This window comes from Nocardioides cavernaquae (genome assembly GCF_003600895.1).
In the GTDB taxonomy this organism is placed as follows: Bacteria; Actinomycetota; Actinomycetes; order Propionibacteriales; family Nocardioidaceae; genus Nocardioides; species Nocardioides cavernaquae.
The window spans coordinates 949755-972738 of the sequence record NZ_QYRP01000002.1 but is presented as its reverse complement, the minus strand read 5'-3'; the positions used below and the strand labels follow the sequence as shown (position 1 = coordinate 972738).

Here is a 22984-nt window from a genome sequence, read left to right as displayed (position 1 = left end):
GACGTCATGCCCAAGCTCTTTCCGTGCCTCTGGTTCGACGGCGACGCCGAGGAGGCGGCGAACTTCTACGTGACCCTGCTGCCCGACAGCCACGTCGACAAGGTCTGGCGATCGCCCGCCGAGACCCCCGCCGGCCCCGAGGGCATGGTGCTCACGGTCGACTTCACGCTGTCCGGCCAGCCGATGCAGGGCCTCAACGGCGGCCCGGAGTTCACCTTCAACGAGGCGGTCTCCTTCGCCATCGAGTGCGACGACCAGGCCGAGGTCGACCGGCTGTGGGACACGCTCACGGCCGACGGCGGGGAGCCGGGTCCGTGTGGGTGGGTCAAGGACCGCTTCGGCCTGTCGTGGCAGGTCTTCCCGCGCCGGCTCAACGAGCTGCTTGATGATCCCGATCCAGAGCGCGCTCGCCGCGCCATGGAAGCCATGCTGACGATGAGCAAGATCGAGGTCGACGCGCTGGAGCGCGCCGTCAGCGACACCTGACAAGCGCGACGCGGCGCATGCGCCCTTGATCTGGGCCTGCGCGGGCGATGATTCGATCATGACCACCCCTGCCCCCGAGGCGCTGCCGTTTGTCGTTCGCGATGGGTGGCCGGAGAGCATCGACGGCACTGCGGTGACGTTCTATGAAGCCGGTCTGGTTCTCGGAGACATGGCGTTCGATCTTCCGCGCCCGTCCTCGCGGCCGCAACATCATGGCTGGCTGACGGTCCGGATCGACGCTCACCAAGCCGTTGAGGAATGGAAGGCCGGTCCGCCACGTCGTCTGCGGACGGTAAGGCTTCACGTTCCGGTCGAACCCGTACTGGTTCCTGAGAGCGCTCTTCGTGACAACGCGACGTTCGGGGACTGGATCAACTCAACGCACGGATTCTTCGGCCGGCTCCTGGTCTGGGACGAGTCCTTGACCTGGTGGGCCGCCCATGACGCGGACCTCGAACTCGTGATCACCAGCGCGCCTCCTGCCATGTTCGGCACCAAGTCAGACAAGCTCAGTTGGCTGGAGGGCGGGAGCCAGGCCGGAGTCGACGCGATGGATGCACTTCGCCGGCGATACGGCGTCGCATGGGACGACTAAGCCAGGCGACGATCGCGCGGATCGATCAGGCGGTGTCGCCGAGTGCTCGGGTGCCGGTGTGGTCGACCAGGTAGTAGGCACCGTGGGGGTCGCGCCAGAGGTAGATGCCGGGGAAGGGTTGCACGCACTGCCAGCCGCCGTGGGTCTTGAGGTTGTGGTGGCGCTGGGTCAGGGGTGCGTAGTTCCCGATGCGGGACTGACCGGTATTCCCGGGTTTCCAGGCGATGGTGTGGTCGATCTGCATGCCTGCCCAGCCGCCTGACTGATTGGCAGTCGCGGTTGCCCAGGGGAAGCGGTCGGCCGGCGTGATGAGGCGCACGGCCTCGCGATGTCGGTCGGGGATCTCCCACGAGTCGACCGGCGCCTGGCCTTCGAGGTCGATGACGGGCTTCACGATGAGCTTGTGGTCGGGGTGGAGCTGGAGGTGGGTGCGGAGCCAGGCTTCGGTGACTGCCCCGATGCCTTCGATGCGGACGATCGGTGGGGCCTCGCCTCGGTCAGCACCGATCACGGCTCTGCCGGCCACATCGGAGGCGTGGACGCGGCCGCCGTAGAGGTGCACGTAGAGGGTGACGGTCGGCAGGACCTTGGCCCAGTTGATGACGGGCTTGTCGCCGAGCGGCTGCCCGTTGCCGTGGTTGGCCCAGAGCTCGATCGCCTTCGCGATCACGTCGGCGGTCGTGTCTGCTGCGGCGGCGTCGAGGGCGGCGGGGTCGATGGGCTCGTCGGGGTCGGCGTCGATGTTGTCGGCCGGGTCTTCCATGCCGCCCTCGGTGCCGGGGCCGCTCGGATTCTCGTCTTCGTTCGACCACTCCGGCTCGGGCTGGGGCTCAGCGTCGGAGGCGGTGGTGGGGCGGTCGCGCCAGGCGGCGTGGGCGGCGAGCAGCTGCACGGCTTCGCCGGGGGAGGAGAGGATGACGGCGGCCATGGCGCGGCGCTGGTCCAGGGTCTCGGTCGAGCCGAGGTCGGCCAGGACCTGGGCGATGTGGGCCACGGTCGCGTCGAGCTTGGCGACACCGGCGGTGTCGGTGCGCAGGTAGAACCCGCGCATGCCATTGGCCGCTGACCTGGTGGCGCGGGCGAACCGGGACTCACGCAGCGCGCGCTCCTTGGCTGCGGCGATCGCGGGGGCGGCGGCGATGACGGAGGCCTCGACGAGGGATTCGAACTGGGACCAGGTGACGCGGCCGTCGGCTGCCTCGGCGACGCGCGCATCGACGTACGCCGCCTCGTCGGGCTCGAGGTCGCGGGTCTTCTTCGCGACGAACCGTGCGTAGGAAGGGAGGACCTCGTGGGCCTCGACGCGGCCCCGGATCTCGGGGAGCCGGAACTCGATGTCGAGTCCGTCGGCCATCAGCAGGTCGCCGTAGGTCGTGGACCGACCCAACCTGGCGCCGAGGTCGGCGCCCGCGCCGGTGGCGACCTTGGGGGTGCCGTGGCCTCCGTAGAACCGCATCGAGGGCCGCCCGGGCAGACCTGCGCGATCGGGATCGACGGTGTCGGGGCCGTTCATGATTGCCCACTGCACCGCGAGGCGGAGCTGGTCGATCTGGGCCTCGCGCTCGACCTGGGCGAGCATGCCGGCGGTGTCGAGGAGGTCACTCCTCGACATCTCGTCGAACACCGCACCGGGGCTGGCCATGGGTCTACTCAAGCACTCGCCACCGACAGGATTGGGCTGAAGAGGCCCAGATCAGACGCCCTTTGGATCACGGAATGGCAACGGTTTGAAAGACTCATTCGAGACACCTGGACCCACCATGGACACGGGCGGCAGCGGCGCAGCAGCGACGCCGATCTCGAGCATCCGCAGGTTGTAGACGGTGTGCAGCCGTCGGGCCTCGCCGTGGTGCCGGTGTGCTGACTCGACAGCGATCAGGTCGAGCCATGCTGCTTCGTCGTACGGGTCGAGCTCGAGAATCCGCTGCAGATGAGCGACCGTCGCCAACGGATCGCCCCGACTCTGCGAGACGTGGGCCAGCATCCGGAGCACGCCCAAGGCTGCCGATCGTGCCTCTTCGCGGCATGGCACTGCCCAGTCGACGTACTGGTCCTCCTCGAGGAACTCACCTGCGTAGAGCTGCTCGGCCGAACGAAGCAAGTCTTCGGCGCGCGACCAGTCCCCGCGGGAGACCGCGACCGTCGCGTCGCGAGACAGCCGGAGGAACGACGCGATGTCGATCTCGACGTTCTCGCACCGCAGCCGGACTGCGCCATCCTCAGCGCACACGAAATGGTCGGCCGGATGGCGGTGCGAAGGATCGAGGACCTTGCGCACGGTGGACAGCGCGACGGAGAAGCGGTTGCCCGGCGGCCCGGGCTGCTCGGGCCAGAGCAGGTCAGCCGCCACCTCGCGCGGGACGGAGCGGCCGTGACGGCAGACCAGCAGCTTGAAAAGGTTGCGTGCCTTGCGTGACTGCCAGTCGGGATGGGGGATCTCGACCCCGTCGCGGAGCACGGCGAACTGACCGAGGGTGATCACCCGGATCGTGTTCGCAACTTCCCCGTGGTTCGCAGCACGCTGCGGCGGAACGCGGGGGGCGTCGATGGACATCGCCCCTCCCGAGGGCACATTCGTGAACCTGCCATGTTGTCCCCGAGAAACCACTCGAACCTAGCCCAAAGCGCACCCAAAGGGAGCCGAACAGAGTGTCACTGGGGTTGCACTAGTTCTTGAGGACCAGGTGACCAGATTTTGGGGGCGTACGCGCTGCGTACGTGCAAGGTCCCTCCCAGCCCGGCTCCACGTCCGTCACGTACGTGGAGCCGGGTTTTCTGCATCAGCGCAGCGGGACGAACGAGTACCGGCCGTGCTCGGTGACGACCCGCTCGGCACCGAGCTGCACCACGGTCATCACGCCTGCCACCGGGACGACCATCCGCCCGTCCGGAGCCAGCTGGTCCTCCAACGTCAACGGCAGGACAGCGGCGTTCGCCGACACCAGGATCCGGTCGTACGGCGCGTGGTCCGGGTCGCCGAGGACCCCGGCCGCCGCGACCGTGACGGAGGCCCACGGCCGCTGGGTGCGGCGTACGTTGCCGGCACCGAAGTCGGCGAGCTCCGGCTCGAGCTCGACCCCGATCACCAGCCCGGAGGGACCCGTCAGCGCGGCGAGCAGCGCAGTGGTCCACCCCGATCCGGCGCCGACGTCGAGCACCCGGTCCCCGGGCTGGACCGCCAGCAGTCCAAGCATCGCCGCCACCGTGCGCGGCTGGGAGCAGGTGGCGCCACGCCCGATCGCGAGCGGTCCGTCGTGGTCGGCGCGTTGGCGCAGCTCAGGCGGCAGGAAGTCGGCCCGTGGGGTCACATCGAAGGCAGCCGCGACGGCGTCCATGCCTTCGAGTGAACCACCTCGGACCCGAGCTCAGCGAGCGAGCGCCGCCTCGACGTCGCGGGCGATCTGCTCGGGCTTCGTCGTGCTCCCGTAGCGCTTGATGACGCGACCCTCGGCGTCGACGAGGAACTTCGTGAAGTTCCAGCGGATCGTGCGTCCGAGCCGGCCGGGACGCTCGCGGGTCAGCCAGCGGAAGAGCGGGTGCGCGTCGCGGCCCTTCACGTCGACCTTCGAGAACATCGGGAACTCCACGCCGTAGTTGCGCTGGCAGACCGCGCCGATCGCCTCGGCGTCGCCGGGCTCCTGGTTGCCGAACTGGTTGCACGGGAAACCCAGCACGGTGAAGCCGCGATCGGCGTACGTCGCATGCAGGTCCTGCAGGCCGGCGTACTGGCCCGTGAAGGCGCACTGCGAGGCAGTGTTGACCACCAGCGCCACCTGCCCGGAGTACGCCGCGAGGGGCTGCTCGCGCCCGTCGAGCGTCGTTGCGGTGAAGTCGGACAGGGTGGTCATCGGGTCTCCCGAGGGTTGCGTCGAGTGCCGCGTCGGGGCGGCAGGGGAAGGAACATGCTGGTGCGGGCCGTGTATTCCGCCCAGCCGGGCCGTCCGGCCATGTGGCGCTCGAGAAGCCGGGCGCCTGTGGCGACGACCAGGAACCAGGTCATGGCCAGCGGACCGATCACGGTGAGCAGCGACCACGGGGTCGTCAGGGACAGCACCCACACACCCCACCAGACGCAGGCATCGCCGAAGTAGTTGGGGTGGCGCGTCCACGACCAGAGGCCGCGGTCCATGATCTTGCCGCGGTTGGCCGGGTCGGCCTTGAACCGGGCCAGCTGAGCGTCTCCGACGGCTTCGAAGGAGACGCCCAGCAGCCAGAGCGCCAGACCGACCGGGACCAGCGGGCCCCACCCGCCTGCGGTCACCGATGCGACGGTCACCGGCAGTCCCACCAGCAGGACTGCTGCGCCCTGAGTCATCCAGACCTTCACCACGCGCTGCAGCGGCGTGCTGCCGGCCAGCAGCTCCGCGTAGCGGGGGTCTTCGCCGTGCCCGGAGTTCCGCCGGTGCATGTGCCACGACAGCCGGATCCCCCAGATCGACACCAGCGCCGCGAGCAGCCACGAGCGCCACGGCTCGCCTGCACCGAGCACGCTGCCGCCGACGGCCGCCGTGACGGAGACTGCCGCGAGCGCCAGACCCCACGTCGTGTCCACGACCGAGTAGCGTCCGGCCCGGAGTGACGCCCATGCCGTGATCGCCATGGCCACGACGACGATCGCGACCTCCACGGCGAGGACCGCGACGAGGTCAGGAAGTGCGCTCATGGGCATCCTTCACGAAGGTCATCTGCTGCACGTCCGTGTAGCCACCGGCAAAGCCGCCCTGGCAGTAGGCCAGGTAGAAGTGCCACATCCGCAGGAAGGTGGGGTCGAACCCGAGGGCCCGGACCTCGTCGACCGAGTCGCAGAACCGCTGGTCCCACAGCCGCAGGGTCTCGGCGTAGTGCGCGCCCATCGAGAGCCGGTCGGTCACGCTGAGCTGTGTCTCCGTACGGGTGATCTCCTCGATCGCCTCGACCGAGGGCAGCAGGCCGCCGGGGAAGATGTACTTCTTGATCCAGGTGAAGTCGTCACGGGTGTCGAGCATCCGCTGGTGGGGCATCGTGATCGCCTGGAGCGCGAAGCGCCCGCCCGGCACGAGCAGGTCATCCACCGTGCGGAAGTACGTCGACCAGTACTCGTCGCCGACCGCCTCGATCATCTCCACCGAGACCACTGCGTCGTACTGCCCGTCGAGGAGCCGGTAGTCGAGCAGCTCGATGCTCACCAGGTCCGCCAGCCCGGCCGCGTCCACCCGGGCCCGGGCCAGCTCGAGCTGCTCCTGGGAGAGCGTGACGGTGCGGACGGTGGCTCCGCGGGCAGCCGCGCGGAGCGCCAGCTCGCCCCAGCCGGTGCCGATCTCCAGCAGCCGGGTGCCCGGCCCGACACCGGCCTGGTCGAGCAGTCGGTCGATCTTGCGGTGCTGGGCCGCCTCCAGGGGACCGTGCGGGCGGCCATCGACGACCTCGAAGAGGGCCGACGAGTAGCTCAGGGTCGGGTCGAGGAAGAGCGCGAACAGGTCGTTGGACAGGTCGTAGTGGTGCGAGATGTTGGACCGGCTCTGGGTGACGGTGTTGCGGTGGCGCCGCGGCTCGCGGCGTACGTGAACGCGCCGGAGGCGCTGCATCCACTGCGGCACGAGCTGGTCCACGCGGGCGGCGAGCGCGGTCACCAGAAGGGCGACGTCGGGTGAGTCCCAGGCGCCGGTCAGGTAGGCCTCGCCGAACCCGATCAGGCCGTCCGCGCCGACGCGGCGGAGGAACTCGTCCTCGTCGTGGACCACGATCGCGGGCAGGCCGGGAAGCGGCAGCTCGTCCGGGGTCACCAGCTGGATCTCCAGCCGCCGGCAGACCGCCCGGAGCAGGCTGCCGGCGATCGCGGCGGAGACCCGCGCCCGCGGGCCGGAGGGGATCGTGGCCAGCCCGGGCCAGAGCTCGGGGTCCGGCTGCGGCCGCGACGTGACGGACGGGTGGGAGGAGGTGATGGTCATCGGATTCCGTCCTGGGGGTCGTGGTGGGGCCGGGGGTGGCGGGGCACGCGACCGAGCCAGAGCAGGAGGCCCTGCCACTGGATGCGCAGGCGGCCGAGCAGGGCCGGCCACGGAGTGCGGAGGGTCGTGGCCAGTGCCGCCCGCCGGCCGGACGGGAGTGCGGTGCCGGTGAGGGATGCGGCGAAGCGATGGGGCTGGAGGCTGATGCCGACCGCCACGTGGTCACCGGGCATCGGCACGCTGATCCGGTAGTCACCGGTGACGTCGTGGAAAGGCGAGACGTGCATGGCCTTGGGCACGGCCGCCTGGCCGTGCTCGTCGGGGTGGACCACGTAGGCGTGCCTGTCGCCGTAGGTGTTGTGCACCTCGATCAGCACGCATGCGAGCCCTCCGGAGGACCGGTGGCACCAGAACACGGTGATCGGGTTGAAGCAGTGACCGAACGCGCGCGGGTGGGCGAGCATCAGGACCGTGCCGTCCACCGTGATGTCCCGTCGGGCGAGGAAGTCGACCACGTTCTCGCGGATCGACCGTGACGGGTCGCCGAGGTGGTCCGCAGCCCTGAACTCGCGGTGCGCGCGCGGCGCCGGGAGGTCGTCGAGGTCGACCAGCCAGGTCCGCGAGCGGTAGCTGAACCGGCGGGTGCGGGTGGCGGTCCGGGTGTGCCTGATGGTGGTCTCGTAGACACGGCCCCCGCGCGGGAGCGGCGGGGGACCTTCCCAGGTGAAGCCGAGCTGCTGGGCCGCATGGAAGCCGGAGAGCGCGCCGTCCTCGTGGAAGCCCCAGCCGTGCCAGGCACCGGCGAAGACCATCCGGTCGCTGTCGCACTCGGGCAGCCGACGCTGCGCAGCGACCGACTCCGGGGTGTAGAGCGGGTGCTCGTACTCCCGGGTGGCGATCACGGTCGCCGGGTCCACCAGGTCGGTGCCGCCCAGCGTCACGAGGTACGCCGTGTCGGTGTGCAGGCGCTGCAGCCGGGTCAGGTCGTAGGTGACCGTCACCCGGCCGTTGCCCTGCGTGCGGCGTCGGAAGTTCCAGGACGCCCGCGCCCGCTCGGCGCGGGGAAGCAACGAGGTGTCGGTGTGCAGCTGCGCGGTGTTGGGGGAGTACTCGATCGCCCGCAGCACCTCCGCCTGGGTCGCGGTCGGCTCGGCCAGCATCGCGAGTGCCTGGTGCGGGTGTGTCGCCACGACGACGGCGTCGAAGAGCTCGGTGCGCCCGTTGCCGTCGGTCAGCTCGACTCCACCGGGGACCTCGCGCAGGGACGTCACCTTGGTGCCGGTCCGCACGTCGGTCAGCCGGGCCGCGACCCGGTCGACGTACGCGTGCGAGCCGCCGGTGACGGTCCGCCACGACGGCGAGCCCCAGATCGCCAGCATGCCGTGGTGCTGCAGGAACGTGAACAGGTAGCGCGCCGGGTAGGACAGCGCGGTCTCCGGGTCGCAGGACCACACCGCGGCGACCATCGGCTCCATGAAGTGCCGGCGGAAGTACGCCGAGAAGTCGTGCCGCTCGAGGAACGCGGCCAGCGTCTCGTCGCCGTTGTCCGTCGACGCCAGCAGCCGGCGGGCTGCCCGGTGGAAGCGCGGGATCTCCACCAGCATCCGCAGGTACGCCGCCCGGCCGAGGTTGGCACGGGTCGGGAAGAGGCCGCGCGCGCCCAGCGCCCCGGCGTACTCCAGGCCGGAGGCGTCGTCGCGGACGGACATCGACATCTCGGAGGGCTGCGTCTGTACGCCGAGCTCCCGGAAGAGTCGCAGCAGCGTCGGATAGGTGCGCTCGTTGTGGACGATGAAGCCGGTGTCGATGGCGAGCTCACGACCGTCCGGAGTGGACACGCGGTGGGTGTCTGCGTGCCCGCCGAGCCGGTCGTCGGCCTCGAAGAGGGTGACCGTGGAGGTCTTGGCGATGACGTGGGCGGCGGTCAGCCCGGAGACTCCTGAGCCGACGACAGCCACCCGGCGCGGGGTTTCCCGGGCCGGTGAGGAGCTGTGCATCAGGTTTCCTGGGTCAGATCGAAGAGGGCGATCGGAGCGGACGTGGGCTGCTTCGAACCGCCGTCGGGCTCGATGGTGATGCCGGCCGCGGTGGCCTGGGAGGCGTCGCCGGTGAGCAGGAACTCCTGATCACCCGAGGCATCGAGGAGGCCGGCCGGGACCATCGCGCCGTCGACCTGGAGCCACAGCTCGTAGACCTTGCCGTCGGGCACGGCCGGCAGGTCGTCGGTGACGAGCGCTGCCTGTCCGAGCGACTCGGAGCGGTAGACCGTGGCCGTGCCGCCGTCGATCTTCACGGAGGCCCGATCTGCGTCGGCCGCAGCCATCACCTGGTCGACGGCGGTGAGCTCGTCGGCCCAGGGCTGGGTCACCGCCAGTCCGGTGCCGACCACGGCCACCGCCGCTGCGGCCACGAGGAGCCCGCGAAATCGGCGGCCACGACCGTGGCCCGGCTGCTGGCTGGGCAGAGGCGGGAGGGGCCGGACCTTGGTGATCGCGGCGAGCACATCGGCGCGCAGTTGCGGCGGAGGGGCGACCTCGGTGGCATCGGCCAGCGAGGCAGCGGCGCCGCGCAGGCTGTCGACCTCGGCGCGGCAGTCCGCGCACTCGGCCAGGTGGCGCTCGAACTGCGCCCGCTCGTGCTCGTCGAGCGCGTCGATCGCGTAGGCGCCGGAGAGCGCGTGGATCTCGCTCATTGTCCGACTCCCATCGTGTCGCGCAACCGGATCAGTCCGTCGCGGATTCTTGTCTTGGCGGTGCCGAGTGGCAGGTCCAGCATGGTTGCCACCTCCGTGTGGGTATAGCCCCCGAGGTACGCGAGCTCGACGGCCTCGCGCTGGGTGGGTGTGAGCGTTTCGAGGGCCTGCCGCACGCGACCGGCCTCGAGGGAGGCGGTGGCCGCTTCGGCGGTGACGTCGTGCTCGGTGGTCGGTGTCTCGCGGTGGTACGTCGCGTCCCGGCGGGATGCTGCTTCGGCGGAACGGACCCGGTCCACGCCCTTGCGGTGCGTGATGGTCAGGATCCAGGCGACGGCACTGCCGCGGCTCGGGTCGAACCGGGACGCTGTCCGCCAGATCTCCAGGAAGGCTTCCTGGGCGACCTCCTCCGCCTGGGCGGGGTCACGCACCACGCGGAGCAGGAGGCCGTAGACCCGAGGCGCCATGGCGTCGTACAGGGTGGCGAAGGCTGCTTCGTCTCCTCGGGAGGAGAGCCGCAGCAGCCCTGCGAGATCTGGGGAGGCCGTTCCCCCCGGCGACGAATCGCCAGAGGGAACGGCTCGGAGCCCGGTCATCTTCATATCCTTGCGGAGATCAGGGGATCAGGGCATCAGGACGGTGTCGATGACGTAGACCGTCGCGTTGGCGGTGGGGATGTTGCCGCACAGGACCGCAGCGTTCTCCTTGCCGACGGTGAACTCCTCGTCGGAGCCCTTCACCTCGATCTTGTCGCCCGCGAGGGTCTCGTGGGTGCCGGCGACCTCGTCGGGCGAGAGCTGCCCGGCGACGACGTGGTGGGTCAGGATCTTGGTGAGCAGGGCCTTGTCGGCGAGCACGCCGTCGAGGTCCTTCTTCGGGATCTTGCCGAAGGCGTCGTTGGTCGGGGCGAAGACAGTGATGCCGTCCGCGCTGTTCAGCGTGTCGCCGAGCTCAGCGGCGCCAACGGCGGCGACGAGGGTCTCGAGCAGCGGGTTGGCGCTCGCGGCCGTGGCGACCGGGGCGGTGGCCATGCCGTTGAAGGAGCCCGCGCCGTCCTTCGGGATGGCCGAGCAGCCGGGGCCGAAGGTGTCCGCGCCGGCGTTCATGGTGTCCGAGGCGGTCGTCTCGGGCGACGCCTTCGGCTCCTCGGAGTCCGAGCCGCAGGCCATCAGGGAGAGCGACAGGGTGCCGAGGACGACGGCTGCGGAGCCGGTGCGGACGATCATGGGGAGGTTCATGGTGGTGCCTTTCGGTGGGGACGAGCAGGTGTTGGGTATTCGGTGCGGTGGGGGATCCGGATTGGTGTGAATTCAGCTGACGTTGACGACGACCTCCTGGATGCCGCTCGAGCCCTCCGGGAACGGCGTACGCCGCACGCCGGTCTGCACGTCGCCGTCCTCCGTGATCGCGCGCACGGCCACCAGGTGGCGGCCCTTCGGCGCATCCCACGGCAGGTACCACTGGCGCCAGTAGTCGACGCCGGCGTCCGGTCCGAGGCGCACCGGTTGCCAGGCCCCTCCGTTGATCCGGACCTCGACGCGGCCGACGCCGCGGTGTTGCGCCCAGGCGACGCCGCCGATGACGGTCTGCCCGGCGGACACGGTGGAGAACGGCTTCGGCGTGTCGATGCGCGCCGACACCTTGATCGGGGCGTCGGTGGCCCAGCCGCGCTTGGTCCAGTACGACTTCTTCGCGGCGTACGTCGTCAACGTGAGCCGGTCCAACCACTTGGTGGCGCCGACGAATCCGTAGATCCCGGGGGTCACGAGCCGTGCGGGAAAGCCGTGTGCGGCAGGGAGGGGTTCGCCGTTCATGCCGATCGCGAGCAGCACGTCCCGCCCGTCGCGGACGACATCCAGCGGGGTGCTGATCGTGAATCCGTCGACCGCGGTGCTGAGCAGCTGGTCGGCCTTGTCACCGATGCCAGCCTGGTCGAGCAGGTCCATGAGCGGTACGCCGAGCCAGCGGGCCGCGCCGACGTACTTGCCGCCGACCTCGTTGGAGACGCACGTCAGCGTGATGTCGCGCTCGACCAGCGGCATGGCCAGCAGGTCGTCGAAGGTGAGCTCGAGCGTCTGGGCCACGTCTCCGTCGATGGTCAGGGTCCAGCGGTCGAGGTCCACGCGCGGGACCACGAGGTTCGTGTCGACGCGGTAGAAGTCGCTGTTCGGCGTTGTGAACGGGCTGATGCCGCGGTGCTTCTGCTCGAGCCCTTCGGCCAGTGGTGGGAGGGGAGAGGTCGCTCGGGGGAGGACGACGTTGGCGATCGAGCTGCCGGTGCGGATCACCCATTGCCCCGTGGCCGCGGCGACGCCGCTGAGGGCGGCCACTGCTCCGGCCCCGATCAGCAACCCGCGGCGGCTGGAGCGTGCCGCCATGACCGCCTCGGGAGTGCCGGGATCGGGAGCGGCCGTCCGGGAGCCGAGCCGGTGGACGGCGAAGGTGAGCACGGCGAGCCCGACCAGTCCGGAGACCACGGCGGGCAGTGCGTCGATCGGTGCGGCAACCGGCCGGATCAGCGCGAAGACACCGGACAGGCCGACGAGGGCGATCAGCAGCCCGGCGCCGAGGGGGAAGGAGCGGCGCGCGAGCACCCCGGCGCCACCGGCCAGGACCAGCGTGCCCGCGGCGACCGAGGCCAGCAGGATCGGCTTGTCCGCGTTGCCGAGCTCGCGCACAGCCCACTCCTTGAGCGGGGTCGGGGTCAGGTCGATGACTGTCGAGCCGACCGCGAGGACCGGGGAGGCCGACGGGTTCACGAAGGCGGCGGTCAGGTGCCCGAAGGCGATTCCGGCGGTGGTGGCGAGCAGGCCGGCGCCCGCGTACGCCGTACGTGAGGAGAGGTCCATGGAACTGGTTCGTCGCGGCGGGCCCGGCGGATTGCTGGGGACGCCGTGTACCCGATAGAAAGGGACCCATGACCGAGCAGACCGAGGCCCCGTTCGTCCGCTACTCCGTGGAGGAGGGCGTCGCCACCCTGACCCTGGACTCGCCCCACAACCGCAACGCGCTCTCGCGCAAGCTGGTGACCGAGCTCTACCAGGGCTTCGAGCAGGCGGTCGCGGCAGACGACGTACGCGTCATCCTGATCCGCTCCGCCGACCGCGTCTTCTGCTCCGGCGCCGACCTCTCCGAGGCCGCGAGCACGCCGATGGAGGAGGGCGCGCTCGCGATCGTCGAGCTGCAGCGCCGCATCGTCGCCTGCGACAAGCCGGTCGTCGTCCGCCTCGACGGCCCGGTCCGCGCGGGCGGCACCGGCATCGTCGCCGCCGCTGACGTCGCGATCGCCAGCGAGGAGGCGCACTTCGCGCTCACCGAGGTGAAGCTCGGCGTCACGCCGGCGATCATCTCGCTCACGATCCTGCCCAAGATGACCTCGCGCGCGGCTTCCCTCACCTTCCTCGGCGGCGAGAAGTTCACCGCTGCCCAGGCTGCCGAGTTCGGGCTGATCACCGAGGCCGTCCCCGCCGACCAGCTCGACGCCCGCGTCGCTGCCGTCTGCGCGTCCTTCGCGTCCGGTCACCCGCAGGGACTGCGCGAGACCAAAGCGCTGCTGAACCGCGACATCCTGGCCCGGATCGACGAGCGCGGCGCCGAGCTGGCGAAGCTCTCGGCCCGGCTCTTCGGCACCGACGAGGCCCGCGAGGCGATGATGGCCTTCCTCATGAAGGGCAAGTAGTCCGGCAAGATCTGGGGCAACCAATGGTGATGCCCGCCGCGTATCAACGGGCATGACCACATCAGTTGGCACCACTGCGCTCGACTCGGGGGGACGGGTGACGGATTCGATCGGCTTCGACGAGTTCGTCACCCTCCGCTCGAGCGCTCTGCTGCGGACAGCCTTCCTGCTGACCCACGATCATGCCCTCGCGGAGGACCTCCTCCAGACGGCCCTGACGAAGGCGTGGTTCGCGTGGCGCCGCATCGACGGCAACCCCGAGCCCTACGTCCGCAAGATCCTGGTCAACTCCTACGCGAGTGCCTGGCGCCGCAAGTGGCACGGCGAGCAGCCGACCGAGTTCCTGCCCGAGCACGCGTCTGCCCCGGCTGACGGCGAGGCCGCCCAGGACCTCTGGACCGCGATGGAGCGGCTGCCGCGCCGGCAGCGAGCCGTCGTCGTACTCCGCTACTTCGAAGACCTCACCGAGGCCCAGACCGCTACGGTGCTCGACTGCTCCGTCGGCACCGTGAAGTCCCAGACCAGCAAGGCTTTCGCCAAGCTGCGGCTCGATCCCGCGCTTGCCGTCCAGGAGGGGGAAGCCCGATGAGCACCCACGATCTGCGCGAAGCGCTCGAGACCCACGCACAGTTCGACGACACCGCCGCGCTCGCCCGGCTCGGCAGCGTGAAGCACCGGGTCCGCGTCGTACGCCGTCGCCGCCGGGCCACGCTCGCTGGCGCGGCCGCCGCCGTGGTGCTGGCTGGATCTGGCCTGGCCGTCCTGCTGCCCGGTGGTCTCGAGGTTGCGCCTGCCAGCCGTACCTTCGGTGACCTCACGGCGCCGAAGACGATCGGTCACCTCGGATACACATTCGCGTTCGACCGGATGGAGGAGGGCTCGCAGAGCGCCGAGGTCCAGCTCCGGACCGGCGATGTTCCTGTGCTCGTCACGTGGGCTGAGGCGGGGGACGGGCAGATCGAGATCGAGCGCACCCTCGCTGGCGAGGATGTCCGCTACACCGCCCCGGCTGGCGATTTCGCGAACAACGAGATCCTGCCCGCTGGTTTCCAGGGGAAGTTCGCCGTTCACGGCGAAGGCGCGGTGGCGCTGGCGGTCTATGAGCTGACGTCCTCACCCGACGGTGCGGGCTCGTCCGGAATCCTGTTCCGCTCGACGATCGGCACGTCCGACCTGGTCAACGGCACGACCGGTGCCCCCGGGATGAGCGAGATCTCGGTCCAGGGCGCCTTCCAGCCCGCGAAGGGTTGGGCTCGCGTGAGCTTCTCCCCGGCCTGCGAGTCAGCGGTCGCTGGAGCCCAGTTCCAGGTGATCGTGCGCGATGCGGTGGTGCTCTCGGGAGAGTGCCGAGGGCGCGAGTTCGATGCCGGTGTGCCGTCCAACTACTCCGCCGCCGGAGCATTGCCGCTGATCGGCGAGGGCGATGCGGTCATGCGCCTGATCGGAAAGGACGCCGATCTCCAGGATGCGACCCAGCCTGCGTTGAAGGACCCGAAGGCGATCCTGGGACTCGGCATCTACGTCACGCGCGAGCCTTCCGACGAGGTCCTGGGACAGCAGCTCGAGCGCCTGATCGAGCATGACGGCCACACGTGGCGGCTTCTCGCCTCGACCGATGGCCCCGCCGGCGGGCTGCCGCTCGAGATGGAGATTCCCTCGGATGACGTGGTCCCGGTCGTGATCGGCAACACCGGTGACATCGACCAGGTCGTGAAGCTGGACCTGCGCCTGAATGGTCGCCAGCTCAACGGCGTCTACGTCAGCGGTGGACAGTTCTCCACGACCGGCGATCCGATCACGGGCGAGTCCGGGTCGCAGTTGGTCCTGCGCCTCACCGCCAGCGGGCGCGTCCAGGGAACGATGGGCCTCGCGGTCTACGAGCGGGTCGACTGACGACAATTGCGATCCGGTGGCGGGGAGGCCTCACCCGCCCGGGTAACCTTGTGTGCTCGCTTGTCGTGTACCGCTTGGAGGGGGTCCGTTGTCCGAGGATGTCGCCGCGCGCGAGATTGCCGCGGAGCAGGCCTTCGTCGACCGCGTCCACGCGCAGCTCGAGGAGTCGCAGAAGCAGGCCGCTGCCCTGGCCGAGGAAGGCCGCGGTCGCGGTGCCCTGGGCCACGAGGGTGGACTGGTGGAGCGCGACGCGATGCTCTTCCAGGCTGCGCGCCGCATCGCCCAGCTCGACGCAGCCCACGAAGGACTCGTCTTCGGCCGCCTCGACCTGAGCTCCGAGATCGACCCCGAGCCGCGCTACATCGGCCGCATCGGACTGCGTGACGCCAACCGCGACTCGCTCCTCATCGACTGGCGCGCACCCGCGGCAGCCGTCTTCTACCAGGCCACTGCGGCCACCCCGCACGGCGTCGTGCGACGTCGCGTGCTGCGCTCCACGTCGACCACCGTGACCGGTGTCGAGGACGAGCTGCTCAACCCGGAGGACCCGCGGGCCAACGAGCTTCCGATCGTCGGCGAGGGCGCGCTGATGGCGCAGCTCTCCCGCGCCCGTGACCGCACGATGCACTCGATCGTGGCGACGATCCAGGCCGAGCAGGACAAGGCGATCCGCGCACCCAGCAAGGGCGCGACGATCATCAGCGGTGGCCCCGGTGTCGGCAAGACGGTCGTCGCGCTGCACCGCGCGGCGTACCTCCTCTACACGGACCGTCGTCGCTACGAGTCCGGCGGCGTCCTGATCATCGGCCCGAGCGGCGTCTTCATGCGCTACATCGAGCGGGTGCTGCCGTCCCTCGGCGAGACCGCGGTTGCGCTGCGTTCCCTCGGTGAGGTGGTCAACGGCGTCAAGGCGAGCCGTCACGACGACCCGGCCGTCGCCGATGTGAAGGGTTCGGCCCGCATGGCCGAGCTGCTCCGCCGCGCAGCGCGTCAGTCGGTCCCCGGTGCGCCGGGCGAGTTCCGCCTCTTCTACCGCGACGACACCCTCGTCCTGGACCGGCAGCTGCTCGGCCGCATCCGTCGCCAGCTGTTGTCCCAGGGTCACCGCAACAAGCAGATGCCGCGCGTCGGCGCCGCCCTGCTCGATGCCCTCTGGCGTCAGGTGCGCGGCGAGCGTGGCCGCGAGCGCGGTCGCGAGGCGTTCCAGGACGACCTGCTGTCCAACCAGGTCTTCCTCGACTTCGCCTCCGCGTGGTGGCCGCCGCTCGAGGCCCGCGAGGTGCTGACCTGGCTGCGCGACGCCGACTTCCTCGCCCGCGTCGGCGACGGCGTGATCAGCTCCGAGGACCAGGCGCTGCTGCTGAAGTCGTGGTCGGGACGGTCGGATCTCTCGATCGAGGACGTCCCGCTGCTCGACGAGCTGCGCTACGCCATCGGCGACGTGCCGCTGAAGACCGACGAGGACCACGAGTACGACGACCACGTCGGCGGCAACATCCAGGAGCTGACGACTGCCTCCGATCGCGAGTACACCCAGGGCCGTGCCTGGGCGCCGCCCACCCACCGCATCGAGGACGACCCCTTCGCCCACGTGCTCATCGACGAGGCGCAGGACCTGACCCCGATGCAGTGGCGGATGGTCGGCCGCCGCGGTCGCCTGGCGTCATGGACCATCGTCGGCGACCCGGCCCAGTCGTCGTGGCCCGTGCCTGCCGAATCCGCCGAGGCCCGCGCTGCTGCCCTCGAAGGCAAGGAGCTCCACGAGTTCCACCTCTCCACCAACTACCGCAACTCCTCCGAGATCTACGCCTACGCCGAGGCCTACGCGAAGCGGGTCGGGTTGGATGCCGACCTGCCGACCGCCGTCCGTTCCACCGGTGTCGAGCCGGTGGAGCTGTTTGCTGAAGGCGACCTGGAGGACGCTGTCCGGGCCGAGGTCGTGCGGGTGGCCGGCGAGGTCGGTGGCACCGTCGGCATCGTGGTCCCGGTCGCCCGTCGTTCCGAGGTCAACTCCTGGCTGGCCTCGTGGCCCGAGCTCGCCTCCGATGCGCCTTCCGCCCGTGCGTCGATCGACTCCGCCGCGTCGCCTTCGGGTCAGGACCGGGTCGTCGTGCTGACGGGTCTCGACACCAAGGGTCTCGAGTTCGACGGCATCGTGGTGGTCCGCCCGCAGGAGATCCAGGACGAGTCGCAGACCGGTCGCGCGACGCTCTACGTCGTGCTGACCCGCGCAACGCAGCTGTTGTCCGTCATCTCTTGATCGTCGCGTAACCCACGGCGCGGCCAGCCGCCGCTACTCTCACGAGCATGAGCGACCAGCCGCCGTACCCGCCTCAGGACCCGAACCTGCCGCCGAGCGCGGCCACGCCCCCGCCGACTCCGCCCTACGGCGGCAGCTACGGGACCCCTCCGCCTCCGCCCCCGCCGCCGACACACGACGGAGAAGGCGGCTACGGCGGCTATGGCTACCCGGCCTATGACGTCATCGAGGCAGTCAAGTACGGCTGGAAGAAGTTCATGGAGAACGCCGGAGCGTTCCTCGTGCTCGGACTGCTCGCGATCCTGATTCCCGGTGCACTTTCGTTGATCGGATCCCTGGGGAGTTCCACGAGCGCGACCGTCATCGAGAACCCCGGTGTCAGCGACATCGTGAAGATCACGGCAGGCGGCGGATCCGGTGTCGTCGGATTCCTGTTCAGCCTGGCGGCTCAGGTCGCGTCCCTCGTGATCACCGCCGCACTTGTCCGCGGTGCACTCGATGTCACCGAGGGCCGCAAGGCATCGATCGGCGCGGTGTTCAGTCGCTGGAACCTCCTGACCGTCCTGCTGCTGTCGATCGTCGTCGGCATCGCAACGACCGTTGGCCTGCTCATGTGCATCCTGCCCGGCCTCGCGGTCATGTTCTTCACCTACTTCGCGACCTACTTCGTCGTGGGCGAGGGACAGGGCGTGATCGACGCCATCAAGTCGAGCCTCCGGTTCACCGCGGACAACGCCGGCAACTTGCTGCTGCTGTTCCTGCTGGCGTTCGTCATCGTGATCCTCGGTGCCTGCGCCTGCCTTGTCGGCCTGCTGGTCGCGATCCCGGTGACGACGATCGCCGCGGCGTACACGTTCAAGTCGCTGCGCAACCAGCCGGTCGCTCCCTGACCGACCACGCGCGACGACGAAGGGCCTCGACTCGCCGAACAGCCGGCGTGTCGAGGCCCTTCGTGTCGCGATTGGTCGCCGTCAGTGCGCGACGCCGTAGAGCCGGTCGCCTGCGTCGCCGAGGCCCGGCACGATGTAGCCGTGCTCGTTGAGCCGCTCGTCCATGGCTGCGGTGACGACGGTGACGGGTACGTCGACGCCCTCGAGCCCGGCGGACAGGTTGGCGCAGCCTTCGGGCGCGGCCAGCAGCACGATGCAGGTGATGTCGTCGGCGCCGCGGTCGACGAGGAACCGGATGGCGGCGGCGAGCGTGCCACCGGTGGCCAGCATCGGATCGAGCACGTAGACCTGGCGCCCGGAAAGGTCGGCCGGGAGGCGCTCCGCGTAGGTCGTTGCTTCGAGCGTGGCCTCGTCGCGGACCATGCCGAGGAAGCCGACCTCGGCCGTCGGCATGAGCCGCATCATGCCGTCGAGCATGCCCAGGCCGGCGCGCAGGATCGGGACCACGAGGGGCTTCGGGCTGCTCAGCCGGATCCCGGTCGTGGGTGCCACCGGGGTCGTGATCGCGACCGGCTCGACGCGCACTGAGCGGGTGGCCTCGTAGGCGAGAAGCGTGACCAGCTCGTCGGCCAGACGGCGGAAGGTCGGGCTGTCCGTCGTCTCCTCGCGCAGGGTGGTCAGCTTGTGGGCGACGAGCGGGTGGTCGACGACTCGGGTCTCCATGCCGAAACTCTAGTCAGCGTTCACGAAAATCGGGCTTGGAGCGACTGGGCAAACCTGTCACTCTTGGGCCATGGCGAGTCCCGACGAGGTCGACATCGCACTTGCGGCGTACCGCGAGGAGGGGGTCTGGCAGCTCCAGGAGCTGGCGGACACGGCTCTCGCGAGCCTGGAAACCCTCTCGTCGGCGCTGCGCCGCTTCCCTGGTGACGGTGGCGCGCTCGCACTGCTGGCCTTCGACGAGGACGTGTTCCTCGTGGTCCGCGTTGTCGGTCCCCGTGTGCGGGTGCTGCTCTCCGACGTGACGGCCGCCGACGTCTTCGACCTCGCCCGGGAGGCGATCGAGCAGCTCGGCCTGCCCTATCCCGAGGAGGACGACGAGCCCGTCCCCGCCGGCGACCTCGACCTGCTCGGTGACCTCGGCATGCCCGCGATCGACATGGGCGTGCTGATCGACGACTTCGATCTCTATCCTGACGAGATGCTGTCCGACATCGCCACGAGCCTGGGCTTCGGAGCCGCCTTCGACGACTTCGTCGGGCTCACGAGCGCGTGATTCCCCGGGAGCGCTGGGTCGAGCCGATGCGGTTGGCCCTCGATGAGGCACGCGCCGCGCTGGCCACCGGTGACGTCCCGATCGGCGCGGTCGTCCTCGACCCCCTCGGTGAGGTGATCGGTCGGGGCCGCAACATCCGCGAGGCCACCGGCGATCCGACCGGGCACGCCGAGGTCGTCGCGATCCGCGAAGCCGCGGGCCGTGTGGGGGAGTGGCGGCTGACCGGCTGCACCCTCCTGGTCACCCTCGAGCCGTGCACGATGTGCGCCGGCGCGATCGTCCTGTCGCGGGTCTCGCGCCTCGTCTTCGCGGCGTACGACGACAAGGCTGGTGCCGTCGGGTCGCTCTGGGACGTTGTGCGCGACCGCCGCCTGAACCACCGGCCCGAAGTGCTGCCGGGCGTTCTCGCGCGCGAGTCTGCGGAGCTGCTCGGAGACTTCTTCGCCGAGCGGCGGCTCTGACGCTCAGCCCAGATGACGGGTCAGGAAGTCCACGTAGTCGGCGGCGGCGACCTCGAACGGCTCGCCCACGTAGACCTCGAAGTGCCCGACCGGGTAGCGCTTGATCTCGCCCTTCGGGGCCTGCTTCGCGTAGCGCAGCGTCGGACCGGCGGGCGCGACCGTGTCGTTGTCGCAGATGCCGAACAGGATCGGGACCTTGACGTCCTTCGCGGCCCGTCCGGGGATGTTGAACGGCACGTGCAGCGCGATCCGGCCGTCGACGTGGTCGTCGAACTCCGCTCCCGGCGGGATGATCCCGAAGTAGCCGGGCACGACGTCGGCGGCGTTCATCAGGGCGCCATCGCCGGGTGAGCCCGCGAGGGCAACGCCGCGTGCCCGCCCGAAGCGACCGAGCACGGCATCGTGGAGGATCGACGGGACCAGCTTGACGAGGCCCTTCACGCCGATCGTGGTCGTCGAGGACGGCCCGCTGGTGAACGGGCACTGCGCGATCGCCGCCGCCACGCGCGTGTCTGCCGCCGCGGTCCGGATGACGTGGCCGCCGCTGAAGGAGGTGCCGAAGAGCGCGATCCGTGACGGATCGATGCCCTCGAGCTCCGCGGCGTACGCGATGGCGGAGCGCCAGTCCGTGAGCTGTCGCTTGATGTCCAGCCACTGCCGTGGCTTGCCGCCGCTCCCGCCGAAACCGCGGTAGTCGAAGACCAGCACCGCGAAGCCCGCCTCGACGAACCGCTCGGCGTACGGCGCGAGGCCGGCCTCCTTGATCAGCCCGAGGCCGTGGGCCATCACCACGATGGGCGCTGCGCCTTCGAGGCCGGAGGGCCGGTAGAGCCAGGCCGCGCAGAGGTCGGTGCCGGAGGGGAATGTGACGTCAGTCCGCTGCATGCTCCGCAGCGTAGGCCTCGTACTCCTCATCGGTCACCAGACGCGACCTGATCAGGAAGCGAACACCGTGAGGCGCCTCGAGGGAGAAGCCGGCGCCCCTGCCCTTCACCACGTCGATGGTCAGGTGGGTGTGCTCCCAGTAGGCGAACTGCGCCTTGGACATCCAGACCGGGACCGGCCGCTCGAGCCCGACGTCCAGTGCCCCGAGGTGGACGTCGGCGGGGCCGACGATGAAGTCCCCGTCGGGGTAGCACATGGGCGACGAGCCGTCGCAGCAGCCGCCGGACTGGTGGAACATCAAGGGACCGTGGAGCCCGGTGAGGCGACGGAGGAGCTCCGCCGCCTCACCGGAGACAGCTACCCGCGAGAGCGGATCGGGCATCAGAAGAAGCCGAGTGCGTCAGGCGAGTAGGAGACGAGGAGGTTCTTCGTCTGCTGGTAGTGGTCGAGCATCATCTTGTGGTTCTCGCGACCGATGCCGGACTGCTTGTAACCGCCGAAGGCGGCACCTGCCGGGTAGAGGTGGTAGCAGTTGGTCCAGACGCGCCCGGCCTCGATCTTGCGGCCGGCGCGGTAGGCCTGCGAGCCCTCGCGCGACCACACGCCGGCGCCCAGGCCGTAGAGGGAGTCATTGGCGATGTCCAGGGCTTCGTCCTCGTCGGAGAACCGCGTGACCGAGACGACCGGCCCGAAGATCTCCTCCTGGAAGATGCGCATCTTGTTGTGGCCCTCGAAGATGGTCGGCTTCACGTAGTAGCCGCCCGCGAGGTCACCCTCGAGGACGTTGCGCTCGCCGCCGGTGAGCACCTTGGCGCCCTCGGCCTTGCCGATGTCGATGTAGGACAGGATCTTCTCGAGCTGGTCCTCGGACGCCTGAGCGCCGATCATCGTGGTCGTGTCGAGCGGGTTGCCCTGGATGATCTTCTCGACCCGGACGACCGCATCGCTGAGGAACTCGTCGTAGATCGAGTCCTGGATCAGCGCACGCGACGGACAGGTGCAGACCTCGCCCTGGTTGAGGGCGAAGAGCGCGAAGCCCTCCTGGGCCTTGTCGTAGAACTTGTCCTTCTCGACAGCAACTGACTCGAAGAAGACGTTCGGGCTCTTGCCGCCCAGCTCCAGCGTCACCGGGATGATGTTCTGGCTGGCGTACTGCATGATCAGCCGGCCCGTGGTGGTCTCGCCGGTGAAGGCGATCTTGGCGATGCGCGAGGACTGCGCCAGCGGCTTGCCGGCCTCGACGCCGAAGCCGTTGACCACGTTGAGCACGCCGGCCGGGAGCAGGTCGCCGACGAGCTCGACGACCTTGAGGATCGACCACGGCGTCTGCTCCGCAGGCTTGAGCACGACGCAGTTGCCGGCGGCGAGGGCGGGCGCGAGCTTCCAGACCGCCATCAGGATCGGGAAGTTCCACGGGATGATCTGGCCGACCACGCCGAGCGGCTCGTGGAAGTGGTAGGCGACGGTGTTCTCGTCGAGCTCGCCGGCGCTGCCCTCCTGGGCGCGGATCGCCGAGGCGAAGTAGCGGAAGTGGTCGACGGCCAGAGGGAGGTCGGCGGCCAGGGTCTCGCGAACCGCCTTGCCGTTGTCCCAGCTCTCGGCGACGGCCAGGGAGGTGAGGTTCTCCTCGATGCGGTCGGCGATCTTGTTGAGGATGTTGGCGCGCTCGGTCACGGAGGTCTTGCCCCACGCGTCCTTGGCGGCGTGGGCGGCGTCGAGTGCTGCCTCGATGTCCGCTTCGGTGCCGCGGGCGATCTCGGTGAACGGCTTGCCGTTCACGGGGGAGATGTTCTCGAAGTACTGGCCGTTGATCGGGTCGACCCACTGGCCGCCGATCCAGTGGCCGTAGCGGTTCTGCACGGTGACGAGTGAGTCGGGCTGGCCGGGTGCTGCGTAGACGGTCATGCGGTGCTCCTTGGCGAACGGGGTAGGCCACGCAG

24 protein-coding genes are annotated in these 22984 nt (G+C 69.9%); 9 read left to right on the top strand and 15 right to left on the bottom strand.

All coding sequences use genetic code 11. The features are described 5' to 3' along the window. Positions 1–6: 6 nt before the first annotated feature. On the top strand, positions 7–486 hold the full coding sequence (locus D4739_RS04840) for a VOC family protein (RefSeq protein ID WP_120061735.1): 480 nt from the start codon (positions 7–9) through the stop codon (positions 484–486). Positions 487–544: 58 nt separating this feature from the next. After that, complete coding sequence (locus D4739_RS04835) at positions 545–1081, top strand: hypothetical protein (RefSeq protein ID WP_120059511.1); 537 nt, start codon at positions 545–547, stop codon at positions 1079–1081. Between the two features lie 25 nt (positions 1082–1106). On the opposite strand, the gene D4739_RS04830 is transcribed toward D4739_RS04835, so the two are convergent. From D4739_RS04830 to D4739_RS04780, 11 genes are all read right to left on the bottom strand, one after another. Then, positions 1107–2723: an HNH endonuclease gene (locus D4739_RS04830; RefSeq protein ID WP_120059510.1), complete on the bottom strand. Its 1617-nt coding sequence runs from the start codon at positions 2721–2723 to the stop codon at positions 1107–1109. A 51-nt stretch (positions 2724–2774) separates the two neighbouring features. Then, entirely contained in the window at positions 2775–3635 is an 861-nt protein-coding gene (locus D4739_RS04825) for an AfsR/SARP family transcriptional regulator (protein WP_120059509.1), read from the bottom strand. A gap of 226 nt (positions 3636–3861) precedes the next feature. After that, complete coding sequence (locus tag D4739_RS04820) at positions 3862–4416, bottom strand: protein-L-isoaspartate O-methyltransferase family protein (RefSeq protein ID WP_120059508.1); 555 nt, start codon at positions 4414–4416, stop codon at positions 3862–3864. A gap of 30 nt (positions 4417–4446) precedes the next feature. Then, entirely contained in the window at positions 4447–4929 is a 483-nt protein-coding gene (locus tag D4739_RS04815) for a glutathione peroxidase (protein WP_120059507.1), read from the bottom strand. Continuing rightward, positions 4926–5744, bottom strand: coding sequence for a DUF1295 domain-containing protein (locus tag D4739_RS04810; protein ID WP_120059506.1), 819 nt, complete (start codon positions 5742–5744; stop codon positions 4926–4928). Before D4739_RS04810 ends, D4739_RS04815 begins: the two co-directional genes overlap by 4 nt. Then, complete coding sequence (locus D4739_RS04805) at positions 5728–7008, bottom strand: SAM-dependent methyltransferase (RefSeq protein ID WP_120059505.1); 1281 nt, start codon at positions 7006–7008, stop codon at positions 5728–5730. Before D4739_RS04805 ends, D4739_RS04810 begins: the two co-directional genes overlap by 17 nt. Continuing rightward, positions 7005–9005, bottom strand: a complete 2001-nt coding sequence (locus D4739_RS04800; protein WP_120059504.1) for an FAD-dependent oxidoreductase — start codon at positions 9003–9005, stop codon at positions 7005–7007. Before D4739_RS04800 ends, D4739_RS04805 begins: the two co-directional genes overlap by 4 nt. After that, positions 9005–9700, bottom strand: a complete 696-nt coding sequence (locus D4739_RS04795) for an anti-sigma factor (protein ID WP_120059503.1) — start codon at positions 9698–9700, stop codon at positions 9005–9007. Before D4739_RS04795 ends, D4739_RS04800 begins: the two co-directional genes overlap by 1 nt. Then, a complete protein-coding gene (gene sigK / locus D4739_RS04790) occupies positions 9697–10296 on the bottom strand; it encodes an ECF RNA polymerase sigma factor SigK (protein ID WP_120061734.1) in 600 nt (199 codons plus the stop codon). The genes D4739_RS04795 and sigK overlap by 4 nt, the downstream gene beginning before the upstream one ends. A gap of 27 nt (positions 10297–10323) precedes the next feature. Beyond that, entirely contained in the window at positions 10324–10938 is a 615-nt protein-coding gene (locus D4739_RS04785) for a fasciclin domain-containing protein (protein WP_220699233.1), read from the bottom strand. Positions 10939–11010: 72 nt separating this feature from the next. Beyond that, positions 11011–12549 carry a molybdopterin-dependent oxidoreductase gene (locus tag D4739_RS04780; RefSeq protein WP_120059501.1) on the bottom strand — a complete coding sequence of 513 codons (1539 nt, stop codon included), beginning with the start codon at positions 12547–12549 and terminating at the stop codon, positions 11011–11013. A gap of 68 nt (positions 12550–12617) precedes the next feature. On the opposite strand from D4739_RS04780, the gene D4739_RS04775 reads away from it, so the two are divergent. The 5 genes from D4739_RS04775 to D4739_RS04755 all read left to right on the top strand — a co-directional run bounded on the left by D4739_RS04775 (position 12618) and on the right by D4739_RS04755 (position 18422). After that, positions 12618–13379: an enoyl-CoA hydratase family protein gene (locus D4739_RS04775; RefSeq protein ID WP_120059500.1), complete on the top strand. Its 762-nt coding sequence runs from the start codon at positions 12618–12620 to the stop codon at positions 13377–13379. A gap of 52 nt (positions 13380–13431) precedes the next feature. Beyond that, positions 13432–13968, top strand: coding sequence for a SigE family RNA polymerase sigma factor (locus D4739_RS04770; RefSeq protein ID WP_120059499.1), 537 nt, complete (start codon positions 13432–13434; stop codon positions 13966–13968). Beyond that, positions 13965–15272 (top strand): hypothetical protein, encoded by a 1308-nt coding sequence (locus D4739_RS04765; RefSeq protein WP_120059498.1) that lies wholly within the window; start codon positions 13965–13967, stop codon positions 15270–15272. The genes D4739_RS04770 and D4739_RS04765 overlap by 4 nt, the downstream gene beginning before the upstream one ends. Before the next feature lie 88 nt (positions 15273–15360). After that, the gene (locus tag D4739_RS04760) at positions 15361–17532 is read left to right on the top strand and encodes a HelD family protein (protein ID WP_120059497.1); all 2172 of its coding nucleotides are present in this window, start codon (positions 15361–15363) and stop codon (positions 17530–17532) included. 47 nt (positions 17533–17579) lie between these two features. Continuing rightward, positions 17580–18422, top strand: coding sequence for a DUF7847 domain-containing protein (locus D4739_RS04755; RefSeq protein WP_120059496.1), 843 nt, complete (start codon positions 17580–17582; stop codon positions 18420–18422). A gap of 81 nt (positions 18423–18503) precedes the next feature. Here the strand turns inward: D4739_RS04755 and upp are convergent, their stop codons facing one another. Then, a complete protein-coding gene (gene upp, locus D4739_RS04750; protein ID WP_120059495.1) occupies positions 18504–19145 on the bottom strand; it encodes a uracil phosphoribosyltransferase in 642 nt (213 codons plus the stop codon). Between the two features lie 70 nt (positions 19146–19215). Here upp and D4739_RS04745 point away from each other — a divergent pair, with 70 nt between their 5' ends. Next, the gene (locus D4739_RS04745) at positions 19216–19698 is read left to right on the top strand and encodes a tRNA adenosine deaminase-associated protein (RefSeq protein ID WP_120059494.1); all 483 of its coding nucleotides are present in this window, start codon (positions 19216–19218) and stop codon (positions 19696–19698) included. 26 nt (positions 19699–19724) lie between these two features. Continuing rightward, positions 19725–20159: a nucleoside deaminase gene (locus D4739_RS04740; RefSeq protein ID WP_120061733.1), complete on the top strand. Its 435-nt coding sequence runs from the start codon at positions 19725–19727 to the stop codon at positions 20157–20159. 3 nt (positions 20160–20162) lie between these two features. On the opposite strand, the gene D4739_RS04735 is transcribed toward D4739_RS04740, so the two are convergent. From D4739_RS04735 to exaC, 3 genes are read right to left on the bottom strand one after another with little or no spacing between them, the layout of a single operon-like run. Beyond that, complete coding sequence (locus D4739_RS04735; RefSeq protein WP_120059493.1) at positions 20163–21044, bottom strand: alpha/beta hydrolase; 882 nt, start codon at positions 21042–21044, stop codon at positions 20163–20165. Continuing rightward, on the bottom strand, positions 21031–21426 hold the full coding sequence (locus D4739_RS04730) for a DUF779 domain-containing protein (protein ID WP_120059492.1): 396 nt from the start codon (positions 21424–21426) through the stop codon (positions 21031–21033). The genes D4739_RS04735 and D4739_RS04730 overlap by 14 nt, the downstream gene beginning before the upstream one ends. Then, positions 21426–22949 (bottom strand): acetaldehyde dehydrogenase ExaC, encoded by a 1524-nt coding sequence (gene exaC / locus D4739_RS04725; RefSeq protein ID WP_120059491.1) that lies wholly within the window; start codon positions 22947–22949, stop codon positions 21426–21428. Before exaC ends, D4739_RS04730 begins: the two co-directional genes overlap by 1 nt. Positions 22950–22984 lie beyond the last annotated feature (35 nt).